Raw genomic sequence first — 22,363 nt, forward strand, 5'->3', positions numbered from 1 at the left:
TGTTTCTTTGGGTTACGTTTCTTTGCACGAGCAAAGAAAGGTAACTCGCTCCGAAGGAGCGAAAGCCTTGGCTGTTGAAGTTGCTGTTGCTGCTATTTCAACGCCAGGAAGCTAAAAAGCAACGTCCATGGATTCCCGCTTTCGCGGGAATGACGATAGAGAGATCGCGCGAAAGTCACTGGGTCCCCGCCTTCGCGGGGATGACGGTGGAAAGATTATGCAGAAGGCACGTCAAAACCATCGCAGAAAACAACCAAACCCAACCCTCAAAAATCCTGCCGCTGCGGCAACAACCCATGCAACTCCGCATCGGTGAGATTGCGCCACTGCCCCGGCTTGAGCGCACCCAACTTGATGTTGTCGATACGCACCCGACGCAACTGATTGACGCGATAACCGAACTCCGACGCCATCAACCGGATCTGCCGGTTCAACCCCTGCTCCAGCACGATCCGGAAACCGAACTTGGCAACCCGCGACGTGCGGCACGGCAGCGTCATCTCGCCATGGATGCGCACACCGCGCGCCATCCCGCGCAGGAACTCGTCGGTGACCGGCTTGTTGACCGCCACCAGATATTCCTTCTGATGACGATTCTCGGCGCGCAGAATCTCGTTGACGATATTGCCGTTGCTGGTCAGCAGGATCAGCCCTTCCGAATCCTTGTCCAACCGGCCGACCGGGAAAATACGCTGCTCGTGACCGACGAAGTCCACGATATTGCCCTTCACCGAACTCTCGGTGGTGCAGGTGACCCCGACCGGCTTGTTCAGTGCGATGTAGACGTGGCGACGCGCGCCCGGTTTCTTCGCCACACGGATGCGCAGCGACTGGCCATCGACCTGTACTTCGTCATCCTCGCCCACCACTGCGCCAGTACCCGCGACGATGCCGTTGACGGTGACGCGGCGCTCGCCGATCAGGCGATCGGCCTCACGGCGCGAGCAGAAGCCGGTCTCGGCGATGTGCTTGTTGAGTCGAGTGGTCATCAGCTGAAAGCTCAATACGTGGAACTCAACTGTAGGAGCGGCTTCAGCCGCGATGGGGACTTCCTCGGGAAGACCTCATCGCGGCTGAAGCCGCCCCTACAGAAAACCAAAACAGCGAGGGCGTCCAAATCCCGGACGCCCTCTGTCCGTCATTACGGACCGCGCGGCCCCTTGGGCTTGCTCGGACCCTTGCGATGCGGTGCGGCCGGCTTGTCGCCGAAGCGTGCGGGCTTGCCCGCCGGCTTGTCGCCACGCGCGAACTTCGGCTTGAACGCGGCACGCGGTGCCTGCTCTTCGCTGCCGTCCACCTTGCGCATCTGGAGCTGCTGGCCAGACACCCAGACCTTCTTCAGGTGCTGCAGCAGCTCACGCGGCATTTCCGCCGGCAGATCCAGGATCGAATGATCGTCATGGATGTCGATGCGGCCGATGTAGCGGCTTTCCAGCCCGGCCTCGTTGGCGATGGCGCCGACGATGTTCGCCGGCTTCACGCCATGCGTGTGGCCGACTTCGATCCGGTAGGTTTCCATGCCGAACTCAGGCTCGCCACGCGGCGCCACCTTGTCACGACGCGGACGCTCGAAGCTGCCGACATCGCGCTCATAGTTGAAATCACCGCCCTGGCGTTCCGCGTGCGGTTGCGCACCCGGCTCACGGGGAGCTTCAGCGGCAGCGGCCGGACGCGGCGCACGCTCGAAGCGCGGCTCGAACCGGGCCGGACGCTCACCGCGCTCACTGCGCTCGGCACGTTCCGGGCGTTCATTGCGACGCGGGGTGCGCTCGCCCACCGGCTCCTGGCGCGGCGCACGCGCCTGCGGCGTCAGCAGGAACGGCGCGTCGCCCTGCAGCAGCTTGGCGAGCGCGGCGGCGATGTCGATCGCCGGCACGTTGTTCTCGCCCTCGAAGCGCTGCAGCAGCTCGCGATAGAACTCGATATCTCCCTCGGCCAGGGTGTCGCTGATGCGCGAGGTGAACTTGGCGATGCGGGTGTCGTTGACCGCATCCACGCTCGGCAGCTGCATTTCCTCGATCGGCTGGCGGGTGGCGCGCTCGATCGCGCGCAGCATGCCCTTCTCGCGCGGAGTGACGAACAGGATCGCCTCACCGCTGCGGCCGGCACGGCCGGTACGGCCGACGCGGTGGACGTAGCTCTCGGTGTCGTACGGGATGTCGTAGTTCAGCACGTGGCTGACGCGCTCCACGTCCAGACCACGCGCGGCCACGTCGGTGGCGACCAGGATGTCGAGCTTGCCGTCCTTGAGCTGGCCGATGGTGCGCTCGCGCTGGGCCTGCTGCATGTCGCCGTTGATCGCGGCGGCAGCCAGACCACGCGCCTGCAGCTTCTGTGCAAGTTCCTCGGTCGCGGCCTTGGTGCGCGCGAAGATGATCATGCCGTCGAACGGCTCGACCTCCAGGATCCGGGTCAGCGCGTCGAGCTTGTGCAGACCGCTCACCCACCAGTAGCGCTGGCGGATGTTGGCCGAGGTGGTGGTCTTGGCGGCGATGGTGACTTCCGCCGGGTCCTTCAGGTAGGTCTGTGCGATGCGGCGGATCGCCGGCGGCATGGTCGCCGAGAACAACGCGACCTGACGCTGCTCCGGCAGCTTCTTCAGCACCGCCTCGACATCGTCGATGAAGCCCATGCGCAGCATTTCGTCGGCTTCGTCGAGCACCAGCGTCTTGAGCTGGGACAGATCGAGCGTGCCGCGATCCAGGTGATCGATGACGCGGCCGGGGGTACCGACGACGACATGCACGCCGCGCTTGAGCGCAGTCAGCTGCTGGGCGTAGGGCTGGCCGCCGTAGACCGGCAACACGCGGAAGCCGGGGATGGCCTCGGCATACTTCTGGAAGGCTTCGGCGACCTGGATGGCCAGCTCGCGGGTCGGCGCCAGCACCAGCGCCTGCGGCTTGACCTGGGACAGGTCGGCATTGGACAGCACCGGCAACGCGAACGCGGCGGTCTTGCCGGTACCGGTCTGGGCCTGACCGAGCACGTCGCGGCCTTGCAGCAGGGCCGGGATGGTGGCGGCCTGGATCGGCGACGGCGACTCGTAGCCGACCTCGGCCACAGCGCGCATCACGGCTTCGCTCAGGCCGAGGTCTGCAAAGCGCAGCGGCGCGGGGGATTCGTTTGACATGGGAACTCCGGGAGGCGCCGGCCGCGAACGGGCGGGCGCAGGACAGCGTATTGTGCGCTTTGGCGGGCCTGCTGTCGAAAGCGGACCCGGGAATCCGTTCAGGTGCGGGGATCCGCCCGCACCGGCGAATCGCGTCGTGAGCCTCTTGCCAGGACCGAACCGCCCCCATCGTCGGCCCATGCAGTCTCAGTGGACTAAGCGACTACCCGGATACCTACGCGCTCCGTTCACTACTCGCGCAACCCCGCCTGGTCAGCCACTTGGAAGACCCTGTCACCGGCTTCAGCCTGCGTCGGGCCCAGGCATTGCTCGAGGAGGAAGTGCGCGAATTCGAGCGGGAGTAGGCGGATAATCGCCGCCCTCCCCGCTCAGGCCATGCCACGCCCATGCAGACGCTCGAATTCGTACTGGACGGCGATTACGTCGAACTCAACCTGCTGCTCAAACTGACCGGCATTGCCGACAGCGGCGGCCAGGGCAAGGCGATCGTCGCCAGCGGCGCGGTGCGCGTGGGCGGCGCCGTGGAACTGCGCAAGACCGCCAAGATCCGGGCTGGACAGGTCGTGTGCCTTGAGGGGGTGGAGATTCGCGTGGTTGCTGGCTGATCCGGATACTCCTGTGGGAGGGACTTCAGTCCCGACGGGCGGTACCAGCAAAGCGTCGGGACTGAAGTCCCTCCCACAAGATGCCCCCGCGCAGTACGAAGTCAGGCAACAGCACGCTGAGTCAGGTGCGCGGCGATAGCCTTGCGGAACGGCGTCATCACGCTGGCCGCGCGCAACGCGCCACTGCGTAGCAGCCGCGCCGGCAACCGGTCGTCGGTGTACAGCGAGGCGATCGCGTTGGTGGCCTCGTACAGCGGCCGTGTCGCCAGCCGGTGGCTGCGCTCGTAGCTGTCCAGCACGGCCGGTGATGCGATATCGCGCCCAGCCGCTGCCGCCTCGACGATCGCCTTCGCGAGCCGGGCCTGACCCTGCAGACCGAAATTGAAGCCGTGCGCGGTGACCGGATGCATGCCGACCGCCGCATCACCGATCAGCGCGCAGCGTTCACCCACAAAACGCTCCGCATACACCGCGACCAGCGGATAGGCGTGGCGCGAGCCGTCCTGCTCCATCCTGCCCAACCGCCCTTCGAAACACTCGGTCATGGCGGCGCTGAAGCCAGCCTCATCCATCGCCATCAGCGCCGCCACCCGCCGTGGCGGAAGCGTCAGCACCGCGCCAGCGCGGTCGCCATGCAGCGGCAGCAGCGCCATGGTCCGGCCATAGCCGAACCACTCCCATGCGGCGTGGTGATGTGGTCGTTCGTGACGCATCCGGCATACCAGCATGGTCTTGCCGAAGTCGCGCATGCGTGCGCCGATCCCGAGCAGGCGCCGGGTTGATGAAAAACGACTGTCGGCGGCAACCAGCAAGCGTGCCGACAAGTTCGTTCCGTCGGCCAGCATGAGCGTGACGCCATCGCTCGCGGTCTGCACCGCCGACAGCGTCGCGTTGTCGATGATCTCCAGACCGTCCTGCCCCTGCACTGTCTCCCAGGCGGCACGACGGATCAGGTGATTGGGCACCAGCCAGCCCAACTCCCCCTTCTCGCCCGCATCCGCGGCGAAGGTCAGTGCGAATGGCGATGAGCCGTTCATCACCCGCGCATCGCACAGTGGCGATACCTCGCCAGCAGGAATCCGCGACCACTGACCAAGCCGTGCCATCAACTGGCGCGAGGCATGGGTCAGCGCGATTTCGCGGCCGTCGAACGCCGGATCGGCCAGATGCCGTCGATCCTGCTGCTCGATCAGGGCGACCGACAGGCCACTCCCGGCCAGCGAACGCACAAAGCTCAGCCCGGCGGGCCCGGCCCCGATCACGGCGACATCGACATGCTGCATGTCCGCTCCTGCGTTGATCCGAGCCGCCAGTCTACGCCGCTGCACAATGGCGCCGTCCGTGCGCTCAGATCAGCATCAGGACCACCAGGATCGCGATACCCGACATCGACACCACCCACACCAGACTGCGCACATACGGTACGCCGGCCGCATACAACGGCACGTAGAGCACGCGTGCCCAGAAATACAACTGCACCGCCAGCGCCGACCAGTCGCCCGCGCGCTGCATCGCGACCAAGCCGAGCACCGCGGCGGCGAAGAACGGAAAAGTTTCGAGGAAGTTGCGGAATGCGCGATCCAGTCGTGCCGCCACGCCTTCCAGCGGCGGGAACGTACCGTCACGGGCGCTGGCATTCCATTTCAGGCCACGCTGGGCCGTGGCGCCATTGGCGGCGATCAGCAACTGCACGATGCCAAGCACGATCGCCCAGGCCAGCATGCGAAGTTCGATGCCCATCTTCAGACTCCTCGTTCTCGCGGCGCGTCCCGAGAATGGACGCGCTGCGCACGATAGCAAACGGGCTTGCCGCATCGGGCGACACTGATCGGACTGCAGTCCCGCTCCAGTGCCCACTGCCCGGAACACGCTGTGCCGGGGCACCGGGCGCTGCCTCACCGGTCAAACGTAGACATCGATCCTGTTGTCTTCCGTGGCGCTGTTCACGCCCTCCGCCGTGGTGCCTTGCGTGGCGCTGGAGGTCTGCGTCTCCTGCGTCTGCGCGTTCTGCAATCGCGCGATCTGCGCCTGCAGGACCGCGATCTGCGCCTGGATCATCTCCTGTTGCTGCTGGATGCTCTGGCGCTCGTCATCGCTGCTGGCGTTGGCGGCCTCCTCCGACAGATCCTTCGCCTGACTCGTCAGTTTTTCAATCTGGCGATTGAGCTTGTCGATCGTCTGCGCGCCGCTGGCACCGCTCCCCGCCGAGCTGATGGCGACACTGGTGGTCACCGAGGAAATCGCGATGGACATCTGAACATCCCTGATCGACGCACGGCAGCGTGCTCCCGCCCTATCGGCAAGAACACGCGAAACCTTAGGGGAAGCCAGCGAAACTCAGTTGCTGGGCATGCGCAGGCTGTAGCCGGCCAGGCGCCAGACGTTGTCCTCGTCCAGCCGGAACGACACCAGCTCGCGTACCGGCTGCGGGGCATTGGCGAAGCGCGTGGGGAAGCTGACATTGACGTAGAGGCCTTCCGGCACCTGCGCGCCCGCCGCGTACTTCACCCGCGTCACGGTGCCCGCGCCGCGCCCGGCCAGCGCGCCCAGGCGGGTCCGCTCGCTACCGACCTGCCTGACGAAGACGTCGCGGGTCACCGCTTTCTTCGCCACCACCGACGCCCCGTCCCAGAGCTGGCCAGTCTGGTTGGCGTCGACCATCTGCGCTGCCTGCAGCGCGGCCTGGCTCATCTCGGCGTTCTGCTTGGCCAGTTGCGCCTGCTGGGCCGGCGTCAATGCGGGCGCGGCGGGCGCGGCGGGTGCGGCGGCGGGACGCGCCGTAGTTGCCGCGGGTGCCGGCTGCTGCGCGTGCGCGAGCGAAGCGGCCAACGAGAGCGAAGCGAACAACAATGCGTTGCGATACATGGCGAAAGGTTCCTTTCCTGGAAAGCCGTGTCGTGTCGGATGGCGAGTCTAGAGCGTGTCATGCACTTTTTCATGAGTGCGAAGCCACCTGAGGCGTGTCGAGACAAGGCGTGCGGCCACTCAATCCTCGTCGCCGGTTGGGGCCGTCGGCCGCGCTCGCCAGAATCGCCAGCTCACCTGCAGGGCACGCACCGTGCCGGCCAGCAACGCCAGCAGGCTCAGCCAGACCGCGACCACGGCCGGCCAGTGCGTATCCGTCGATACGGCAACCCGCTGCAGGATCTCGGCCAGCACGAAGCCCGCCAATATCCACGCTGCCGGCCAGGCGTAGGCCCGTACCATCGCTGCCTGCCTACCCCGCATCACCTTCCCCTCAGTGCCGATGCGACGATAGGCAGATGCCGGTAGGGCCGGCGTGAAACCCCAGCGTGAAACCGTAGCGCGAGCATGCCCGCTCAGGACCTGGAGACATCCTTGATGTGTTGCTGCGGCAGCAGCGCGGCCGCGTCGTTCTCCGACAGCGGGCTTTCCTCCGGACAGGCCGGATCCGGGAACCCGAACTGCTCCTTCAACGCCTGGCCACAGGCATTGACCGCCTCCAGTTCCTCGCCCTGGCGCTTGCATTGCTGGTCGAACGCGACCAGGAACGCGTCCTTGCGCCGAACGAAATCGTCGCCGCATTCGCGCATCAGCCGGATGCGATCCAGGTCGTCCTGCACGGCGTTGGTGCCATCCAGGCCGTACTCGTGCAGTTCCTCGGGCGTGAGCAGGCGCAGGCTGCGATTGGGCACCGTCATCATCAGATCGGCGATCGCCACCGCCACGCCGTTGCGCTCCAGATAGTCCTTCACGTTGCCGTAGACCTGCTGCAGTTCGTCGCGCAGTTCGGCACGCGAGGTCGCCTTGGAACTGATCCGCATCATCCGGTGGATGCCGATCTTGCCGGCGATCAGGCGGTTGTCGCCGGCGGCGAGCACGAATACGCAGGCGCTGTGGCAGATCGAGCCCTCACGCACCCAGATCGTCCAGTGCGAGGCGCCGATCGAATCGCCGGCGCGGATCGCCGCCTCGACCTGGCCACCGCTGGAATCCAGATCGAGGATGCGCCGTTGCAGGTGCAACCCGTCGGCGACCTGCGCCAGCCGGCCCATCAGTTCGGCGAAACTCGGGTTGATCTTGCCGGAGTAGCGCACACGCACCAGTCCGGCATCCTGGCATGGCTTCATCACTGCCTCGATCGAGGCCTTGTCCAGCGCCTTCAGCGGCTGGCCGTCGCCGCCCTCGGCGGTGTAATCGGTCGCGCAACCCACCCAGGCGTTGCCGGCATCGAGCTGCACCTCGGGCCACACCTCGTCCCGCCGCACCGGCTTGTGCGGCGCCGGTGCCGGTGGCGGCGCATCCACCGACACCATATGGTCGCCATCGGCGGCTGGCGTGGTCTGCGCGACGACCGGCGCCAACACCGGCTCGGGCCGGTGGCAGGCGGCCAGCAACGGCAGGCCCAAAACGAACAACCAGCAGAGCTTCTGCATCGAAAACACGGACGGAATAGGGAAAGTCCTTACAGTCTAGGGCGTCCGGCACGGCACCAGGCCAACATGGCTTGAACCGCAACATTGATGTCCGAAAACGGCCAGCCAACCTCCTGGCAAGCGCCTAGACTGGCCCCATGCTCCCGAACCGCCTACCCGACTCCGAACAATGCGACCGCGCCCGGCTGGCGCGCGATGCGCGTTTCGATGGCCTGTTCTTCACCGCGGTGAAGAGCACCGGCATCTACTGCCGGCCGGTGTGCCCGGCGCCGCCACCCAAGCCCGGCAACATCACGTATTACCCGAGTGCGGCCGCAGCCAGCGCCGCCGGCTATCGGCCATGCCTGCGCTGCCGGCCCGAGCTGTCGCCGCAGGCGCAGCAGCACCTCGGCGAGGAAACTGTGCAGCGCGCGCTGGGGCTGGTCGCCGAGGGGTTCCTGCAGGAACGCTCGGTCGATGACCTCGCCCAGCAGCTCGGCCTCAGCGCGCGCCAGTTGCAGCGCCAGTGCCTGCAGCAGCTCGGCGCCACTCCGGCGCAGGTGCATGCCACGCGCCGGTTGCTGATGGCCAAGCAACTGCTCACCGAAACCGCGCTGCCGGTGACCCAGGTCGCGCTCGCGGCCGGTTTCAACAGCCTGCGTCGCTTCAACGCCGCGTTCCTGGAAGGCTGCGGGATGCCGCCCTCGGCACTGCGCCGGGAACGCGGCGAGATCGCCGGTGGCGAACTGGTGCTGCGACTCGGCTACCGCCCGCCGCTGGACTTCCCGCTGATGCTGGCGTTCCTGCGCCGACGTGCGATCCCCGGGATCGAACAGGTGGACGAAGACGGCTACCGGCGCGTGATCGGCCCGCCCGACGCATCCACGCTGATCCACGTCACCGCCGATCCCAAGCGACCGGAACTGCGGCTGCGGATCGGCGCCACCGATCCGCGTGCGATCCCGGACATCGTGCGGCGGGTGCGGCGGATGTTCGACCTCGACGCGGATCTGCAGGCGGTCCACGCCACGCTCGCGCAGGAACCGCTATTGGCCGAGGCGATCGCGCTTCGACCCGGACTGCGTGTGCCCGGCGGCTGGGACGGCTTCGAGGTCGCGGTGCGCGCGATTCTCGGCCAGCAGGTCAGCGTGGCCGGCGCGGCGACACTGGCAGCCAGGCTGGTCGATCGCCACGGCGACCGTCGCGATGGCATGCCGGAAGGCTTTGATCGCGTCTTCCCCACGCCCACGCAGTTGGCCGACGCGCCGCTGGAGCAGATCGGACTGCCGCGCACCCGCGCCGCGACGATCCGCGCACTGGCACGGGCCGTGGCCGAAGAACGCCTGCATTTCGGTGCCGGCCAGCGCCTGTCCGAGTTCGTCGAACGCTGCACCGCCCTGCCCGGCATCGGCCCCTGGACCGCGCACTACATCGCCATGCGCGCGCTCGCCCAGCCCGACGCCTTCCCGGCCGGCGACCTGATCCTGCAACAGGTGCTCGGCCATCCCGACCGCCTCAGCGAACGCGCCACCGAGGCCCGCTCGCAGGCCTGGCGCCCCTGGCGCAGCTATGCCGTGCTGCACCTGTGGCACTTGGCCACCGACCGCAAGGAGAACCCGCAATGACCAACCTCTACTATTACGACGCCTTCGAAAGCCCGATCGGCACACTCACCGTGGCCACCGACGCCGATGGCCGCCTCCATCACATCCTGTTCCCGCGCAACCGCCACGAGGCGCGCGATCGCGACGGCTGGCAACACAATCCCGCCCCGGTCGCCGAGGCTCGACGCCAATTGCTCGACTACCTGCGCGGCGAGCGCACCGGCTTCGAGCTGCCGCTCGCGCCGGTCGGCACGCCGTTCCAGGTGCAGGTGTGGACCACGCTCGCGCAGATTCCGTATGGCGAAACCTGGAGCTACGCGCAGTTGGCGCAGCGGGTCGGCCGCCCGTCCGCCAGCCGCGCGGTCGGTGCCGCCAACGGCCGCAATCCGCTGCCGATCGTGCTGCCGTGCCATCGCGTGATCGGCGCAGACGGCGCACTGACCGGTTTCGGCGGTGGCCTGCCGACCAAGCAGGCGCTGCTGCGACTGGAAGGCGCCGCCTGCGTGGCCCATGCCGACGCAGCCGACCTGTTCGCCTGACGCGACCACATCGCGTGTCTTCGATGAGTAACCGGTGACGCTTAAAATGACGCGATGAAGTTCTCACTCCCCCTCCTCGCGGCCACCTGCGCGCTGCTGGCCGCCTGCGCCAGCCATGCTCCCGTCACCTCATCGCCCGCACCAACTGCACCGCACAAGGTGCTGCTGATCTCGATCGATGGCTTGCGGGCGGACATGCTCGATCGCGGCCTGTCACCGAACCTTTCGCGCCTGGCAGCCGAAGGCGTGCGGGCACGCTGGATGAGCCCGTCCTATCCGTCGCTGACCTTCCCCAACCACTACACGATCGTCACCGGCCTGCGCCCGGACCACCATGGCATCGTCCACAACAGCATGGACGACGCGGCACTGGGCAGGTTCACGCTCAGCAAGCGCGATGCGGTTGGCAATGCGGCTTGGTGGGGGGGCGAGCCGATCTGGGTCGGCGCGGAAAAGGCCGGCATACGCAGCGCGACCTGGGCCTGGCCCGGCAGCGAGGCACCGATCCAGGGGATCCGCCCCAGCCGCCAGCAGATCTTCGACGGAACGATACCGCTGGAGACGCGCGTGGACACCGTGCTGGGCTGGCTGGCGCTGACCGGGCCGGACGCTCCACGCTTCCTGACGCTGTATTTCGACCCGGTCGACCACGCCGGTCACGACTACGGCCCGCAATCACCCGAATACGCGCAGGCCATCACCCAGGTGGACACCGCCATCGGCCGCCTGCTGGCCGGCATGGCACGCCAGCACGCGCTGGACAGCACCGACATCATCATCGTCTCTGATCACGGCATGGCGGTCGTCGAGCCCGACCACGTGGTCGCGGTCGAGGACATGGTCCCGATCGAGGAAGCCAAGGTGGTTTCGGTCGGCCAGTCGATCGGCATCGAACCGCTGCCCGGCCAGCAAACCAAGGCCGAAGCCCGCCTGCTGGGCGCGCACGAACACTACGACTGCTGGCGCAAACAGGAACTGCCCACGCGCTGGCACTACGGCAGCAATCCACGCATCCCCTCGATCGTGTGCCAGATGCATGAAGGCTGGGATGCCATCCCACGCTCCCAGGTCGAGAGCCGACGCAAACTCGATCGCCCGCGCGGCTCGCACGGCTACGATCCGGCACTACCGACCATGCGTGCGGTATTCATCGCACGTGGACCGTCGTTTGCGGTCGGCCAGCAACTCCCCCCGTTCGACAACGTCGATGTCTATCCGCTGCTGACGCGTCTGCTCGGCATCACCCCCGCACCGAACGACGGCAACCCGCAGACGCTGCTGCCGGCCCTGCGCAGCACGTCCGCGCAAACCGAACGCTGAGGCAGTTGGTTTTTTTCTGAGTCCCTCACAAAAGCACGGCACATCACTTGTGCCGGTGTTTTTCCTTGTGGGAGGGACTCTCGGTGGCCTCGGGCCATCAGTCCCGACGGGCTGTACCGGTAAAGCGTCGGGACTGATGGCCCGAGGCCACCCAGAGTCCCTCCCACAGGATCTCCAACCAGATCTGTATTCCGCATCCAGCGCGAACCGGGCATAAAAAAACGCGGCGCAAGCGCCGCGTTTTTCCGTTGTCGCCCAGAGCCCGAATTAACCGGCCTTGGTCGCCGTCTTCTTGGCAACAGCCTTCTTGGCGGCCTTGACCACGGTCTTCTTGGCGACCGGCGCACCTGCGCCCACGGCCACCTTGCTCACGCTGTGCGAGCGTGCGTTGCCGTAGCTGGCGTTGTAGCGCTTGCCCTTGGCGGTTCTGCGGTCACCCTTACCCATGTCATCGACTCCTCAATGTGATTACGAAAACCCCGTGCGGACACGGGTCCGGCGAGGCAGGCTGTTCAGCCCCCTCGCGCAAGGCCGGGAAGCCTATCACGTCGCTTCCAACGCGTGCCATCAAGTCCCTGCGCAGCCCCACAGGACGCACGCCCCGCTCAGCTGCGAGTAATAGGTCCTAATGCGCGCAACTGGCGTCGTGAACGTGGCTGTGATTCAGCCGCAGGTTCACCAGATGCGCCACCGCTACCAGCGTGCCGCCCAAGGTCATGACCACCGCGTGCGGCACGGCCGCGTGGTGCAGCGGCGCATACAGGATGCCCAGCCACAACGCCGCCAGCCCCGGCAGCAACAGCACCAGCGCCCGTGTCGTGTGGTGGCGGCGATAGCCCAGCAACAGGCTGAACAGCCCCAGCAGGGTCACGAACACCACGATCGTGTACTCCACGGCGTCACCCAGCCAGAACGACAGGCCCAGCGAGGGCGCCAAGGCCAGCGCCAACGGCAGCACCGCGCAATGCACCGCACACAGCAGTGAACCAGTGGCGCCGAAGCGGTCGAGAAGGCGGCGCAGCGAAACGGGCAGTTGCATGACTTCCAGCAGGGACGGTGAAGTAGCGATTGGAATAATATAACATTCAATTCCTCGTATCTCCCCCTCGCTCCACGCCGGATCACCCATTGGCGCCGCGACCGTTTGGCTTGGCGTCACAATGATACAAAGTAACAATAGATTGGACCTTGCCCTTATGACCTCATCTCCCCGCCGCACCCCGCTCTGCCTTGCCCTCGCCGTCCTGCTGACGCCCAGCCTGGCGCTCGCCGTCGACGATCTGCAGAGCCCGCCCAGTTCCGATCCGAAGCACGACGCCAAGCCCGCTGCGGGCCGTCACGTGAAGGATCTCGACCGCGTCGTGGTGACCGCCAGCCCGCTGCGCGATACCGCTGCCGAGCTGAGCCGTCCGGTCGAGGTGCTGGCCGGTGAGAAGCTCGACGAAGCCCGCGCCTCCAGCCTGGGCGAAACCGTTGCCGGCCTGCCCGGCGTGCAGAGTTCGAACTTCGGCCCCGGCGTCGGTCGCCCGATCATCCGTGGCCTGGACGGCCCACGCGTGGCGGTGCTCAACGATGGGCTGTCCTCGCAGGACGTCTCCACCGTCAGCCAGGACCATTCACCGGCGGTCGAGCCGTTCCTGGCCGACCAGATCGAGGTGCTGAAGGGCCCGTCCACGCTGCTGTATGGCTCCGGCGCGATCGGTGGCGTGGTCAACGTGGTCGATGGCCGCATCGCCGAAACCCCGGTGGACGGCTTCAACGGCCGTGCCGAAATGCGCTTCGACGGCGGCGACAAGAACGGCAACACCGACATGTTCCGCGTCGATGCCGGCAACGGCAGCGGATTGTCGATCCATGCCGACGGCGTCTATCGCAATCAGAAGGATTACGACACGCCGCAAGGCAAGCAGGAGAACTCCTTCATCGACACCAAATCCGGCTCGGTCGGCGCTTCGCTGGCCGGTGACTGGGGTTTTGTCGGCGTGTCGGCCTCGCGCTTCCGCGACAACTACGGCAATCCCGGCGAGCCGGGTGACCGCGCTGCGGGCGAGCGTGGCGTATGGCTGCACATGCAGCAGGATCGCTACGAGTTGAAGGGGGGTCTGAACGATCCGTGGGGCGAAGGCAGCGGCCTGCGCTACAGCTTCGGCCACACCGACTATTCGCACACCGAGTTCGAGGGCGACGAGGTCGGCACGGTGTTCAGCAAGCGCGCCAACGAAGGCCGCATCGAGGCGTCTTTCGCCGCCGACAATGGCTGGAAGACCGCGATCGGCGTGCAGGGCAGCGACTCGACCTTCCAGGCGGTCGGCGAGGAATCGTTCGTGCCCAAGACGGACAACACCGCGATCGGCGTATTCGGCGTGGCCCGCAACAGCTGGGGCCCACTGCAGGTCGATCTCGGTGCGCGCGTGGACCAGGTCAAGTACAAGACCGAGACCGGCATCTCGCGCGATTTCCATCCGGGCAGCGTCTCGCTCAGCGGTGGCTGGCGCTTCAATGAAAACTGGCGCCTGACCCTCAACCTCGACCACGCCGAACGCGCGCCCGCCGAGGAAGAACTGTTCGCCGACGGCCCGCACATCGCCACGCTCGCCTACGAGATCGGCAACGCCGACCTGAAGAAGGAAGCCGCCAACCAGGCCGAGCTGGGCCTGAGCTACCAGAACGATTGGGTCGACGCGAAGGTTTCTGCCTACTACAACCGCTACAACGACTTCATCTATCTGGTCGACACCGGCAACCAGTGGTACTTCGACGAGGAAGACGAGTACCTGCCGATCCGCCAGTGGACGCAGGCCGACGCGATCTTCCACGGCTTCGAGGGCGAAGCGACCTTCCACCTGGCCAACAACGACAGCGGCGCCTGGGATCTGCACGTGTTCGGCGACACCGTGCGCGCACGCTTGAAGGACGGCGGCAACCTGCCGCGCATCGCACCTTCGCGCCTGGGCACGCAGCTGCGCTGGGAAAACAACGCCTGGCGCGCCTCGCTGGGCGCCACCCGCGTCAACAAGCAGGACAAGGTCGCCGAGGGCGAGACGCCCACCGCCGGCTACACGATGGTGGATGCGCACGTGGCCTACCACATCGATCACGGCAACACCGCATGGGAAGTGTTCCTGGACGGCAACAACCTCACCAATCAGGACGCACGCGTGCACACCTCGTTCCTCAAGGACGACGTGATGCTGCCGGGCCGCAATTACTCGTTCGGTGTGCGGTTGTTCTTCTGATCGCAGTCCGGTTTGGCTGGAGTACCTGGCCGCCCTTCGGGGCGGCTTTTTTTTGCGCGTTGCTTCGGTATTTCTTCTCAGGGAATGTTCCCTACCTCGACGATCGCAATGATCCCTCTACCGTCGCTCCCGCGAAGGCGGGAGCCCATGGACGTTGCTGCGAACGGCTCGAAAGTCCCTGGACCCCCGCCTGCGCGGGGATGACGGTGGTGAGTTTTTTGGGAATGCCACTCGGCCTCGCAAACGTAAAGAGTGCGCGTGCGGCAATCTGGTCAGTTCCATGCATATGCACCTACCATCGAGCACCCCAAACCGCTTACCGTCATGTCCGACAGCCCTCGCCGTTGCACCTGCTTCCATCTGCGTCGTGCCATGCGTTGGACCACGCGTCCATATCGAGTGGATCAAGCGCTGCGTACCGGAGCAGCGGCATGAGTTCGCTGCCAAACGATACCGGCGCAACTCGCCCGGCCAACCATTGGGGCCTGCTCATCGCCGCTTCGGCGGTGCTGATGCTGACGATGGGTGCGCGCCAGACCACCGGGCTGTTCGTCGATCCGATCCATCGCGACACCGGTGTCGGCATCGCCGCGATCAGTTTCGCGCTGGCGATCGGACAGTTCGTCTGGGGTGCGGTGCAGCCGCTGTTCGGCGCCCTCGCCGATCAACGCGGGCCACTGCCGGTGCTGGTCGGCGGCGGCCTGCTGCTGGCGCTCGGTCTCGGCCTGACACCGCTGATGCCCGGCGAATGGGGACTGATCTTCAGCCTGGGCCTGCTCGCCGCCGCGGGTGCCGGCGCCGGCAGTTTCTCGGTACTGATCGGCGCCACCGCACATCGGATGGCGCCGGAGAAGCGCTCCTTCGCCGCCGGCATCATCAACGCCGGTGGCTCACTCGGACAGTTCCTGCTTGCGCCGCTGGTGCAGTTCACGATCGGCGCCGCCGGTTGGGCGATGGCGATGACCGGGCTGGCGGCACTTTCACTGCTGACCCTGCCGCTGGCGTGGCCGCTGCGTGGCAAGCGGCGCGAACCCGTTGCCGCGCATCTGCCACAGCCCGATGGCGGCCTGCGCGCGCAGCTGCGCATCGCACTGCGCGACCGCAGCTACTGGTGCCTGCATCTGGGTTTCTTTACCTGCGGCCTGCACATCGCCTTCCTGGTCACCCACCTGCCGGGCGAAGTGGCGCTGTGCGGGCTGTCGCCCAGCGTGTCGGCCGCGTCGATCGCGCTGATCGGTCTGTTCAACGTCGCCGGCAGTCTGGTGGTCGGCAAGCTCGGCGAGCGCTTCCGGATGAAGTGGCTGCTGTTGGTGATCTACACCAGCCGCGCGGTGCTGATCGGGCTTTACCTGCTGGCACCGCCGACGCCGCTGACCTTCTACCTGTTCGCTGCCGCGCTCGGCTTCACCTGGCTGGCGACGGTGCCGCCGACCGCGGGTCTGGTCGGCAAGCTGTTCGGCCCGCGCTACCTCGGCACGCTGTTCGGCCTGACGCTGCTTTCGCACCAGCTAGGCGGCTTCTTCGGCGCGTGGCTCGGCGGCGTGGCGCTGGAGAAGTTCGGCGACTACACGTGGATGTGGTACGCCGACATGGTGCTGGCGCTGCTCGCGGCGTTGGTCAATCTGCCGATCCGGGAAGCCAAGATCACGCGAGCGGTGGCGATGGCCTGAGAGATTCCGGCGGCGCCCCTATGGACTGCACGCCGCTCGCGCCCTTCCCTTCTCCCGCTCGCGGGAGAAGGGAACGAGCTAGGCCTCAGCGCACTTCGCGCACAGGCCGTGCACTTCCAGCGTCTGCGCCTGCGGGTGGAAGCCCAGCGCCTTGGCGCGGGCGTCGAGCTGGGCCACAACCTCGCGATCTTCCAGTTCGACCGCGTTATGGCAGCGGTCGCAGATCAGGAACGGCACCGAGTGCTGCAGGCTGTTGGGATGGTGGCAGGCGACGAACGCGTTGACCGATTCGAGCTTGTGCACGAAACCATTGGCCATCAGGAAATCCAGCGCCCGATACACCGTCGGCGGGGCATCGGCGCCGACGCCCTTGCCTTCGCGGACCCATTCCAGCAGCTCATACGCCTTCACCGGCTTGCCGGCGTCGGCGATCAACCGCAGCACGTTGGCGCGGATCGGAGTCAGTCGCAGGCCGCGCTCGATGCTCGCGCGCTCCACCGCCTGGACGAACGCATCGGCACTATCGACGTGATGGTGGGGATCGGTGCAGCTGTGCTTGGCGGATTTGGCGGGCATGGTGACCTCGAATCGGGACGGCTCAGGCCGCCGTACTGACCTTGATAAGCGCCGCGTCGATGCGTTTCAAGGCCTCGTCGCGACCGGCCAGATAGACGGTATGGGAAATGTCAGGACTGACCTGGGTGCCGGTGATCGCCACGCGCAGCGGCTGGGCGACCTTGCCCATGCCCAGCTCCAGCGCGGCGGCGGTGTCATGCAGCGCGGCGGACACGCTTTCGACGGTCCATTGCGGCTGCGCGGCCAGCAGTTCGCGCGCCTTGCCCAGCGCGACATCGGCGCCGGCCTTGAGGTGCTTGGCGACGGCTGCCTCGTCGTAGGTCTCCAGCGGCTGGTACCAGACCGTGGCCTTCTCGGCCATTTCCTTCAGGGTCTGCACGCGCTCGCGCAGGGCGATCACCACGTCGACCGGGGCCGGGCCGGCGGCCACGTCCAGGCCGAGCTTCTGCAACTGGTAGACCAGTTGCGGCGCAATCGCGGCCGGATCGTCGCTCTTGAGATAGTGCTGGTTGACCCAGCCAAGCTTGGCCATGTCCAGGCGCGCGGCCTTGGAATTGACGTCCTTCACGTCGAACAGGTCGATCAACTCCTGGCCCGAGAACAGCTCCTGATCGCCATGCGACCAGCCCAGCCGCGCCAGGTAGTTGATCAGCGCGTGCGGCAGGTAACCGGCGTCCTTGTACTGCATCACGTCGGCCGCGCCGGTGCGCTTGGACAGCTTGGCGCCCTGCTCGTCGAGGATCATCGGCATGTGCGCGAACTTCGGCACCACCGCGCCCAGCGCTTCATAGATGTTGATCTGGCGCGGGGTGTTGTTGATGTGGTCGTCGCCGCGGATCACCTCGGTGATGCGCATGTCCCAATCGTCCACCACCACCGCGAAGTTGTAGGTCGGGTAGCCGTCCGGGCGGAAGATCACCATGTCGTCGAGCTCGCTGTTGGCGATCTCGATGCGGCCCTTGATCAGGTCGTCGAAGGCGACCACGCCGTCGAGCGGGTTCTTGAAGCGGATCACCCGGTTCGGATCATCGCGGTACGGCAGGTTCTGCTCGCGCGCGGCGCCGTTGTAACGCGGCTTCTCCTGCCTGGCCATGGCGGCCTCGCGCATGGCGTCGAGCTCCTCGCGGGTCTCGTAGGCGTAATAGGCCTTACCCTCGGCGAGCAGCGTCTCGGCCACTTGCTTGTAGCGGTCGATGCGCTGGGTCTGGTAGATCGGGCCTTCGTTGTAATCCAGGCCCAGCCAGTCCATCGCCTCCAGGATCGCGTCGATCGCGGCCTGGGTGCTGCGCTCGCGGTCGGTGTCCTCGATCCGCAGCACGAATTCGCCGCCACGGTGGCGCGCCTCCAGCCAGCAGTACAGCGCGGTGCGGGCGCCGCCGATGTGCAGATAACCGGTGGGACTGGGGGCGAAGCGGGTGCGGCAGGTCATGGAACGCTCGTGAAGACGGAAATCCGGTCAATTTTACCCGGCCCGCGCCCGCCCTGCCGGCGTGGCGCCGTACGCCCCCACTTTGCGGGCGTCAGGGCCGATCGAGCAATTCCAGCCGCGCCCGCTGCAATTCCGGCTGAAGTTGGCCATACCAGTCACGGTCGTTGGCGACCTGGGCACGGGCGCGGCTGGCTTCCAGGGCGTCGAAATCGAGTTCGGCGATTGCCCAGACCTGCCCGCCTGCGGTGCGCGCCAGCACGCCATCGGCAGGCAGGCCAACGTCCATCGGCGCATACAGCGCAGCCTCGCCGGTGTTCACGTCCAGCGCCGGGCTCCATTCGGCCAGGCCGGCAGTGACCGACTGCGCCACGAACATCCGGTTCTCCAGCGCACGCGCCAGGCAGCCGACCTGTACACGGGTAGCGCCGGCGACGGTGTCGGTGCAACTGGGCACGACCAGCAGGCGTGCACCGGCCTCGACCTGCGCGCGCACCGGCAGCGGGAACTCGCTGTCGTAGCAGATCGAAATCCCGGCACGCACGTTGTCGGCTTCAAACACCTTGAGCGCGTCGCCGCCCTCGATCACGCCGGTGTTCTTCTCGAAGCCGGTCAGTTGCAGCTTGTCCTGCCAGCCATGGCGCCCATCCGGCGTGAACCAGTAGCCACGGTTGCGATAGCGGCCCTCGCCCACCGCCAGCAGGAAGCTGCCGGCGACGATGTGCAGATCGAGCTGCCGCGCCAGATTCGCGAACAGCACAAGGTAGTCGGCGTGACGCTGCTGGGTCGCCGCCAGCGAGGCTTGCAGGTCGGCAAACACCGGCAGACCGAAGGTAGCGGCCAGTTCCAGCGACAGGTACTCGGGCAATACCGCCAACCGCGCGCCGGCGTGCGCGGCCTCGGTCAGCAACGCGCTCTGCTTCTCGGCGAAGGCGGTGAAATCGGTTGGCTGGCCGACGGGATACTTGGCGACGGCGACTTTCATGCGGAGGGTTCCAGCACGCGAGTCCAGAATGTCAGGACGTGTTCGACCTCGCCACGACCGATCTCATCCCAATGCAGGCGCATGCTCAGGCCCGGCTGGCGCTCGTAGCCGCGCTTGTGCCAGAACGCCTCGTTGCCGCGGTGGCCGGGCGGATGACGTGGATCGTCGCCATCGCGATCAACCGCGCAGAACGCGGTGGTGGCGAAGCGTCCGAGCTGGCGCGCATGCGCCTCGCGCGCATCGAAGAAGGCGTGTCCCACCCCACGTCTGCGATACGCCGGCAGCAGTATCGATTCGCCGAAGTAAAAGACCGGGGCCGGGTCCAGACCCGCGTCGAGGAACGGCTGGCGGAACGCCACGGTATCGTCGAGCAGCGGCAGGCCGGTGGAAGCGCCGACTACCGCATCACCATCACGCGCCAGCACGAACACGCTGTCCGGCGAGCCCGCGTAGGCCGCCAGATAGTCACGTTCGTGGGCCAGATCGCCTTCGTACAGATAGGGCCAGTCGCGAAACACCGCGATGCGCAGACGCGCGACGTCGTCGAGGAAAGGGGCAATCTCGGGGCCGCGCAGTGCGGTGATGGCAGGCAGTGAGGACATGCCGCGGATTCTAGCGGCAGCCCTGTTCCGACGCAGTGCTTGAAGCTGTCAAGCCTCCGCCTCGTTCGAAACAATGGACGGACCCAGCCGCCGCGCGTACCACCGCAGCATTCCTCGCAGCAGCAGACCCAGCAATGCGGCGACCACGGACAGCGTGAACAGCAACGCTTCAACATAGCCCAGCAGGAAGACTTCCAGACCCTGCAGCGCCACGTCCTGGTTACTGGAACGGTCGGACATGCTCAACAACATGCCAATCGTCAGCAGCGTCAACAGGTTCGGCAGCACCGTAAGCCATGCGAACAACGTCCAGGAACGGGTGGCCGCCCAGGTGAGCATCGCCAGGCACAGCAGCAACGCCGCCGCGATCAGGATCAGCATCAACATCTCGAACCTCCGCTTTCTTCCTGCCAGAACAGCCACAGCGATTCGCTCGCCGGATCGAGCAGCAGCGCGAACCGCGCATCCTCGCGCTCGCTCCAGAACACGTCATGGCCCCAACCGCGCAGCCTTCGCCAGTCGGCACAGATGAAGTTGGCACCAGATCGCATCACCGCCGCCTGCAACCACGCCACACCCTGCGCGCGGATCGTTGCCGCGACACCGCGCTCCAGCCGCAGGCCGATCAGGCCACGGCCGCCGCTTCGCAGCGGCAGCCGTGACAGCGGCGAGCTTTCCCAGCATCCGCCATCGTGCGGCGCCAGCACCGCGACCGTGCGCAGGGCCGCCGGCAACAAGCGTTGCGCCCGCCTCAGCAGGCGCACATGAGCCGATAGCGCGCTCATCGCAGCTGATTGCCCAGTTCGTACCAATCCAGCTTGCGGGTCAGCCACATGATCGCCGCCAGGATGCCGAACAGCAGCAGCGAGCCCATCAGCAACGCGTTGTCCTCCGACCCGAGCAGGCTGTAGAGCAGGCCATACAGCGTGGTCAGCAACAGCGCGAAGCCGGCAGCCAGCATCCGGTTGCCCAGCACCCCGACCAGATAGAAGAACTGCAACCCGATACAGGCCGCGGCCGATATCAGATAGGCCTGCCAGAACGCGATGTGCTCGGAAAGGCTCAGCAGCAACAGGAAGAAGATCGCCAGCGCCAGCCCGACCAGCAGGTATTGCACGGGATGGATGCGCAGCTGCTTGATCAATTCCAGCAGCACGAAGCCGACGAAGGTCAGCACCACGAACAGCAGGCCGTACTTGCTGGCGCGATCGACCTGGGTATAGACGTCGACCGGGTCGACCAGATCCACGCGCAGCACGTCGGGCTGCTCGCCGGCCGCCAATTGCGCCTGCGCACCGGTCGCCAGCGAGGACAGCGACCACTGCGCGCGAAAACCGGCGGGATCGACCTGCCGCTCCGTCGGCAGGAACTGGCCGCCAAAGCCCGGATGCGGCCAGGACGAGCGCAACGTCACCTGGTTGCTGTCGCCGACCGGCACCACCGACAGCGCGCGGGTACCGGCCAGTTGCAGGTCGAGCGTGACGTTCGCCAGCGCCGGCAACGCGCCGCTCACGGTGTCGGGCAAGTCCGGCAACCGCGCACGCAGCCCCTGCAGGACCGCAGGCAGATCACTGCCGCCGCTTTCCAGCTTCACGCTGCGCTCGTCCAGGCGCAGGCTCGGCTCGCCGGTCAATCCACGCACGTCGGAGATGCCCATCACCAGATAAGGCTGGCCATACACGCGGCCCGGCGTGGCCTCGTAAGCCATCGGCGCGAATTCGGCACGTACCTGCGCCTTCCAGGTGTACACCGGCACCTTGAACAGGCCGACGCGGCGCTGCGAAGGCGTCAGCACGCCATCGATCCGCAACCGCGTGGGCGCCTGCACCAGGCGACCACTCTCGCGCCGCCGCTGCGTCGTGGTATTGCCGTCGTCGTCGCGGACCTTGACCTCGACCTCGCGCGTCCACGGGATGTAGCGCAACGGCGCGATGAAGCGCTGCTCGCCGGCGCTGCTCTGCGTCACCTTGGTCACCGCTTCCTCGCGGTAGCGCTCGCGATCGGCGATGACGCTGCGGATCGCCAGCAGCGGTATGAGCAGCAACAGGATCAGCCCGCCCATCAGGGTGAACCGCAGCAACAACTTGGGAGATTTCATCAGCAGTCCTCGTCGGAGAGGCCTGCAGCTTGCGACCACACGGTGAGCGCGGTTTGTGGCGAATTTGAAGTCTGTGTGAAGTGCCTGGATCCAGCACGCTTCAATGTCATGGACCGTAGGAGCGGCTTCAGCCGCGATGGGGCTTTACGGGTAAAGCCTCATCGCGGCTGAAGCCGCTCCTACGATGAACGGGGTT

Annotated in this window: 23 protein-coding genes; 6 read left to right on the forward strand and 17 right to left on the reverse strand. The window is 66.6% G+C overall.

Translation table 11 applies throughout. The annotated features are described in order from the left end of the window. Positions 1-266 precede the first annotated feature (266 nt). The gene (locus AC3WJE_RS08215; protein ID WP_493730290.1) at positions 267-989 is read right to left on the reverse strand and encodes a pseudouridine synthase; all 723 of its coding nucleotides are present in this window, start codon (positions 987-989) and stop codon (positions 267-269) included. Positions 990-1,141: 152 nt separating this feature from the next. Beyond that, a complete protein-coding gene (locus AC3WJE_RS08220; protein WP_493730291.1) occupies positions 1,142-3,130 on the reverse strand; it encodes a DEAD/DEAH box helicase in 1,989 nt (662 codons plus the stop codon). A gap of 386 nt (positions 3,131-3,516) precedes the next feature. Between AC3WJE_RS08220 and AC3WJE_RS08225 the strand changes: the two genes are divergently transcribed. Continuing rightward, positions 3,517-3,735, forward strand: a complete 219-nt coding sequence (locus tag AC3WJE_RS08225) for an RNA-binding S4 domain-containing protein (protein ID WP_493730292.1) — start codon at positions 3,517-3,519, stop codon at positions 3,733-3,735. Between the two features lie 101 nt (positions 3,736-3,836). Here AC3WJE_RS08225 and ubiM read toward each other — a convergent pair whose 3' ends face one another. The 6 genes from ubiM to AC3WJE_RS08255 form a co-directional block, all read right to left on the reverse strand. Further along, positions 3,837-5,018, reverse strand: coding sequence for a 5-demethoxyubiquinol-8 5-hydroxylase UbiM (gene ubiM, locus AC3WJE_RS08230; protein ID WP_493730293.1), 1,182 nt, complete (start codon positions 5,016-5,018; stop codon positions 3,837-3,839). Between the two features lie 64 nt (positions 5,019-5,082). Beyond that, on the reverse strand, positions 5,083-5,475 hold the full coding sequence (locus AC3WJE_RS08235) for an MAPEG family protein (RefSeq protein ID WP_493730294.1): 393 nt from the start codon (positions 5,473-5,475) through the stop codon (positions 5,083-5,085). A gap of 162 nt (positions 5,476-5,637) precedes the next feature. Beyond that, entirely contained in the window at positions 5,638-5,988 is a 351-nt protein-coding gene (locus AC3WJE_RS08240; RefSeq protein WP_493730295.1) for a FlxA-like family protein, read from the reverse strand. Positions 5,989-6,072: 84 nt separating this feature from the next. Continuing rightward, a complete protein-coding gene (locus tag AC3WJE_RS08245; protein ID WP_493730296.1) occupies positions 6,073-6,600 on the reverse strand; it encodes a DUF4019 domain-containing protein in 528 nt (175 codons plus the stop codon). Positions 6,601-6,720: 120 nt separating this feature from the next. Beyond that, positions 6,721-6,942 carry a hypothetical protein gene (locus AC3WJE_RS08250; protein WP_493730297.1) on the reverse strand — a complete coding sequence of 74 codons (222 nt, stop codon included), beginning with the start codon at positions 6,940-6,942 and terminating at the stop codon, positions 6,721-6,723. Between the two features lie 113 nt (positions 6,943-7,055). Beyond that, complete coding sequence (locus tag AC3WJE_RS08255; RefSeq protein WP_493730298.1) at positions 7,056-8,132, reverse strand: COG3904 family protein; 1,077 nt, start codon at positions 8,130-8,132, stop codon at positions 7,056-7,058. A gap of 137 nt (positions 8,133-8,269) precedes the next feature. Here AC3WJE_RS08255 and AC3WJE_RS08260 point away from each other — a divergent pair, with 137 nt between their 5' ends. From AC3WJE_RS08260 to AC3WJE_RS08270, 3 genes are read left to right on the forward strand one after another with little or no spacing between them, the layout of a single operon-like run. Continuing rightward, positions 8,270-9,736, forward strand: coding sequence for a DNA-3-methyladenine glycosylase 2 family protein (locus tag AC3WJE_RS08260; RefSeq protein ID WP_493730299.1), 1,467 nt, complete (start codon positions 8,270-8,272; stop codon positions 9,734-9,736). Then, positions 9,733-10,254: a methylated-DNA--[protein]-cysteine S-methyltransferase gene (locus tag AC3WJE_RS08265; RefSeq protein WP_493730300.1), complete on the forward strand. Its 522-nt coding sequence runs from the start codon at positions 9,733-9,735 to the stop codon at positions 10,252-10,254. Before AC3WJE_RS08260 ends, AC3WJE_RS08265 begins: the two co-directional genes overlap by 4 nt. 54 nt (positions 10,255-10,308) lie before the next feature. After that, positions 10,309-11,574: an alkaline phosphatase family protein gene (locus tag AC3WJE_RS08270; RefSeq protein WP_493730301.1), complete on the forward strand. Its 1,266-nt coding sequence runs from the start codon at positions 10,309-10,311 to the stop codon at positions 11,572-11,574. Between the two features lie 267 nt (positions 11,575-11,841). Here the strand turns inward: AC3WJE_RS08270 and AC3WJE_RS08275 are convergent, their stop codons facing one another. After that, on the reverse strand, positions 11,842-12,021 hold the full coding sequence (locus AC3WJE_RS08275) for a 30S ribosomal protein THX (RefSeq protein ID WP_493730302.1): 180 nt from the start codon (positions 12,019-12,021) through the stop codon (positions 11,842-11,844). A 178-nt stretch (positions 12,022-12,199) separates the two neighbouring features. Then, entirely contained in the window at positions 12,200-12,613 is a 414-nt protein-coding gene (locus AC3WJE_RS08280; protein ID WP_493730303.1) for a MerC domain-containing protein, read from the reverse strand. 157 nt (positions 12,614-12,770) lie between these two features. On the opposite strand from AC3WJE_RS08280, the gene AC3WJE_RS08285 reads away from it, so the two are divergent. Both AC3WJE_RS08285 and AC3WJE_RS08290 read left to right on the forward strand, forming a co-directional pair. After that, the gene (locus AC3WJE_RS08285) at positions 12,771-14,810 is read left to right on the forward strand and encodes a TonB-dependent receptor (RefSeq protein ID WP_493730304.1); all 2,040 of its coding nucleotides are present in this window, start codon (positions 12,771-12,773) and stop codon (positions 14,808-14,810) included. Between the two features lie 431 nt (positions 14,811-15,241). Then, the gene (locus AC3WJE_RS08290; RefSeq protein ID WP_493730305.1) at positions 15,242-16,480 is read left to right on the forward strand and encodes an MFS transporter; all 1,239 of its coding nucleotides are present in this window, start codon (positions 15,242-15,244) and stop codon (positions 16,478-16,480) included. Positions 16,481-16,558: 78 nt separating this feature from the next. On the opposite strand, the gene AC3WJE_RS08295 is transcribed toward AC3WJE_RS08290, so the two are convergent. From AC3WJE_RS08295 to creD, 7 genes are all read right to left on the reverse strand, one after another. Further along, positions 16,559-17,056, reverse strand: a complete 498-nt coding sequence (locus AC3WJE_RS08295; protein WP_493730306.1) for a transcriptional repressor — start codon at positions 17,054-17,056, stop codon at positions 16,559-16,561. 22 nt (positions 17,057-17,078) lie between these two features. Then, on the reverse strand, positions 17,079-18,485 hold the full coding sequence (gene gltX / locus AC3WJE_RS08300) for a glutamate--tRNA ligase (protein ID WP_493730307.1): 1,407 nt from the start codon (positions 18,483-18,485) through the stop codon (positions 17,079-17,081). 91 nt (positions 18,486-18,576) lie between these two features. Beyond that, positions 18,577-19,467, reverse strand: coding sequence for a carbon-nitrogen hydrolase family protein (locus AC3WJE_RS08305; RefSeq protein ID WP_493730308.1), 891 nt, complete (start codon positions 19,465-19,467; stop codon positions 18,577-18,579). Continuing rightward, positions 19,464-20,069 (reverse strand): GNAT family N-acetyltransferase, encoded by a 606-nt coding sequence (locus AC3WJE_RS08310; protein WP_493730309.1) that lies wholly within the window; start codon positions 20,067-20,069, stop codon positions 19,464-19,466. Before AC3WJE_RS08310 ends, AC3WJE_RS08305 begins: the two co-directional genes overlap by 4 nt. A 48-nt stretch (positions 20,070-20,117) precedes the next feature. Further along, positions 20,118-20,450, reverse strand: a complete 333-nt coding sequence (locus tag AC3WJE_RS08315) for a hypothetical protein (protein WP_493730310.1) — start codon at positions 20,448-20,450, stop codon at positions 20,118-20,120. Continuing rightward, positions 20,450-20,854 (reverse strand): hypothetical protein, encoded by a 405-nt coding sequence (locus AC3WJE_RS08320; RefSeq protein ID WP_493730311.1) that lies wholly within the window; start codon positions 20,852-20,854, stop codon positions 20,450-20,452. The genes AC3WJE_RS08315 and AC3WJE_RS08320 overlap by 1 nt, the downstream gene beginning before the upstream one ends. Continuing rightward, positions 20,851-22,167 carry a cell envelope integrity protein CreD gene (gene creD / locus AC3WJE_RS08325; protein ID WP_493730312.1) on the reverse strand — a complete coding sequence of 439 codons (1,317 nt, stop codon included), beginning with the start codon at positions 22,165-22,167 and terminating at the stop codon, positions 20,851-20,853. The genes AC3WJE_RS08320 and creD overlap by 4 nt, the downstream gene beginning before the upstream one ends. Positions 22,168-22,363: the final 196 nt, after the last annotated feature.

The sequence above is a fragment of the Pseudomonas sp. GW821-FHT07E12 genome, assembly GCF_058986605.1.